Genomic DNA, 3,605 nt, shown 5'->3' on the forward strand with positions numbered 1-3,605 from the left:
ATTGAATTTGAGGAACGACTCAGCAAGCATATTTAAAATCTAAAAACGGGCAGTTACACAGAATCCGTTACAGGCTCAAAAGAAATTGGCTTTGGATGAAAAGTAGCTTTGCTGTCAGTAGACATATCCCAACGCTGTGTAACAGCCTTGTTAGTGCCTATTCTTGTTAAGACATCAGCCTCTCTTCCGAGGTATTCATTCCAACCTATAAAGACGTTTGTTTCGTTACTTTTACACCTCACTAATAATCCATATGGTCTATTCCACTTACTTATCCCTGATTCTGCCTTTAAAATCAAAGTAACTGTTTTTGAATCATCTATTGGATTTACTTTAACACTCACGTCCCAATCGCCTTTTCCCTCAATCGATGTAGGTTGTACTTGATTACCATCTAAGTTTTTATCTTCCGCTAAATTATCAAAGCATTCTAGGCGCGACAAATCGCCTTCCATTGCCGCGCATTTAGCAAATTCTTTATCAGATATAGCGGCAAATGTTGTGGTAGAAATAGTGGTAATTACGGTAAGTAATGCAGCATTTAAAATTGACTTTTTCATGATATCCCTTTGTTGTAATAAAACTTCCAGCTTTAATTATGCAACAATTTAAAAACTAATAAAGCGTAAAATTAACTAATTAAAATAAAAAAGCCCCTCTCGGGTGCTTTTGTTTGAACCATTTAAAGGAGGTAGGTTTACAAAGCACAAGCTTCTGCGAGCTCACTAGCTAATTCTTTTACAACGGAGCTGGAGTTTCGTTGTTTTAATGCCTTATTAAAAGTATCAGTAACTAACGCATATTGCGCTAGTTAAATATCAACTTTTCCATTATCAGCAAGCCAAGTGGCTCCAGCGCCATAATGGGTGTGTGTTTTTAAGGCGATATATTTGGTTAAGAAATTCGCTAGGGGCGGCCCTATTGCCGTCTTTGTATTCACTAATTGTCTTCTTTGAGATATCAGATAACTGAGCGGTGTCGCTATCACCAACTGAATCACCTTCATCAACTGAAACAACTTTTGCACTAAGTAGTGATGACTCTATATTTTTATTGGAGGTAAAACAGCTTCTTTATAGCTATTTTCTTCCCGTATATATTTCGCGTTTCTAACCGCACTAAGCTTGCTATGGGCAAAGACGTGGTGGCGGTTGAGCAAAAGCTAGAAAAAGTGATCCCGAAAGAATTTAAAGTGGATGTACACCACTGGCTAATTCTACACGGACGCTATACCTGCGTGGCGCGTAAACCTAAATGCGGTAGCTGCATTATTGAAGATTTATGTGAGTTTAAAGAAAAAACCGAAGAATAACAAAGCAGCTAAATAGCTGCTTTAACATTTAAAGTAATGAGCAGCTCTGTCGATTTCTTGAATTGCTTTAGAGGAATATGCCTTACTTGAGCTGTCAAATGCGACAGTCCCATATGTGCCATAAGCGGACGTTAATCATGGTTTGTGAAATCAAAAATGGTTCTATCAAATTTAACTATTAAATATATAATTCTTATTGTATTGTTTACTTGGCTCACATGCAGATTTGTTGGTTGCGTTTCGCAACCTGTGACAGCATTGTCCAAGTGACTCGCCTTCTCGGATTGCTTCATATTGCTTTCCTGAATTACTCGCTAGCGGCGCGTAAGAGTGCATGTGAGCTACTTCTCTTTTTACCTTAATACTAAAGAGTGTAATTTGATTCATAGAAGAAACTATTTACTACTTAAGCAGGCTAAAACTAAACCTGAACTAGCCTCAATATTGGGCGTTTCTGCTCCGTTCCTTACAAGAACCTTGTACAAACCGGGTGTAGAGTCACATGTAAATTCGCATTACCATCAATTTGATATTACGAAAAAATCAGGCGGTGTCAGGAAAATCAGTGCGCCATCAGATGAACTGAAAGACCTACAACGTAAATTGTCTGATTTACTTTTGGACTGTAAAACGGTTATTCATTTTGATAATAAAATTGAATGCACTCTTTCACATGGTTTTGAACGGGAAAGATCTATCATAACGAATGCTCGTATTCATCGTGGTAAAAAAAATGTATTAAATTTGGATTTAGCAGACTTTTTTGGGAGTTTCAATTTTGGAAGAGTTCGTGGGTTTTTTATTGCAAATAGATACTTTAAATTAGCCCCCCATATAGCAACCGTTATTGCTCAAATAGCATGCTATAAAAACACTCTACCTCAAGGCAGTCCATGCTCTCCCGTGATTGCTAATCTCATAACTAACAGTCTTGATATTAAGCTTTCAAAGTTGGCTAAAAGAAATGGCTGCTCTTATACAAGATACGCTGATGACATAACTTTTTCGACTAGAAAAAACAGCTTTCCTACAGCCATAGTTAAAAACGTTAAAAATATCACGCTAGGTTCAAAGTTACTTGGTGAAATAAGGCGTGCTGGTTTTTCAGTGAACTCTACAAAAACTAGATTACAATTTAAAGATTCAAGACAAGAAGCAACTGGCTTAGTTGTTAATAAAAAGGTTAGTGTTAAATCAGAGTATTGGCGCTTAACCAGAGCGATGGCTCATTCCCTTTTCAAAACAGGGAAATTTCAGGTTGCCGAACAAGACGGTTCTTACAGAGATGGTCATTTATCAGAATTAGAAGGTCGATTAACTTTTATTGATTCTATCGATTTTTATAACAACCTAGAAAAAAAGAAAAAACCAGAACCAAAACATGAACCTAAGATGCACACTGGAATCAATAAATTTCGTGGGAAATTAAATTCAAGAGAAAAAGTTTACGGAACCTTTTTACAATACAAACACTTTTTCGCAAATGAATATCCAACAATATTGACAGAAGGAAAAACTGATAACGTTTACTTAAAAAGTGCGTTAAGTCAGCTACAGGCTAGCTACCCTGATTTGGTTAATCCCAAATCAGCTAAAGCAAACTATTCACCGAAGCTAAAATTCCCTAATTTAAATCGTAAAACAATGTACTTACTCGATATAGGTGATGGCGCAACACCTTTTGTTAGGTTTGTACAAAGATATGCGGATGATCTAAAGTACTTTAGAAACGAGAAAGCTAAGAACCCAGTTATCCTAGTACTCGATAATGATAGTGGCCCTGTAGCCTTATTAAACCATTTAGTAAATAAAGTTAAATCATGTCCCAACGACATATCTATACTGAAAAATAGTGGTTTTATTTACTTATTCCATAATCTGTACCTTGTTTTAACACCATTAAGTACTGGTAAAAATAACTCTGCAATGGAAGACTTATTTGATACAACAACACTACAAACTGTCATTGATGGTAAAACATTTTCACCAGCTGATAATATCGATATAAGTAAGCATTACGGTAAGCATATTTTTTCCACTAAAGTTGTGCGTTCGGGTAAGGCAAACATCAATTTTGATAGATTCAAGGTAAGCGTCTAGCGAACCACACCTAGCATCGATGTTCTGATTATCTAAAAATACCTGCTCAATGATAAATTCGGAGCAGGTGATGAAAACTTACAGAACAAGCGCACAGTGGCAGCAGCTTTTGCTGAAACGCAGTACGTTTAGTGGTACTAATATTGAATTCTGCCAACACCATAATGTCGCTATTACGACTTATTATAAACAA

At 36.4% G+C, this 3,605-nt stretch carries 2 protein-coding genes and 1 pseudogene; 2 read left to right on the forward strand and 1 reads right to left on the reverse strand.

The annotated features are described in order from the left end of the window. Window positions 1-53 precede the first annotated feature (53 nt). Window positions 54-560 carry a type VI secretion system-associated protein TagO gene (locus HC000_RS17920; protein ID WP_179808364.1) on the reverse strand — a complete coding sequence of 169 codons (507 nt, stop codon included), beginning with the start codon at window positions 558-560 and terminating at the stop codon, window positions 54-56. 533 nt (window positions 561-1,093) lie between these two features. Between HC000_RS17920 and HC000_RS17925 the strand changes: the two are divergent. After that, a pseudogene (locus HC000_RS17925) lies at window positions 1,094-1,312 on the forward strand (endonuclease III); the annotation flags it as partial. A 336-nt stretch (window positions 1,313-1,648) separates the two neighbouring features. Further along, the gene (locus HC000_RS17930; RefSeq protein ID WP_346010179.1) at window positions 1,649-3,412 is read left to right on the forward strand and encodes a retron Ec67 family RNA-directed DNA polymerase/endonuclease; all 1,764 of its coding nucleotides are present in this window, start codon (window positions 1,649-1,651) and stop codon (window positions 3,410-3,412) included. Window positions 3,413-3,605: the final 193 nt, after the last annotated feature.

Origin of the sequence: Pseudoalteromonas sp. MIP2626, from assembly GCF_013414205.1 — a bacterium.
Taxonomy (GTDB): Bacteria; Pseudomonadota; Gammaproteobacteria; order Enterobacterales; family Alteromonadaceae; genus Pseudoalteromonas; species Pseudoalteromonas nigrifaciens.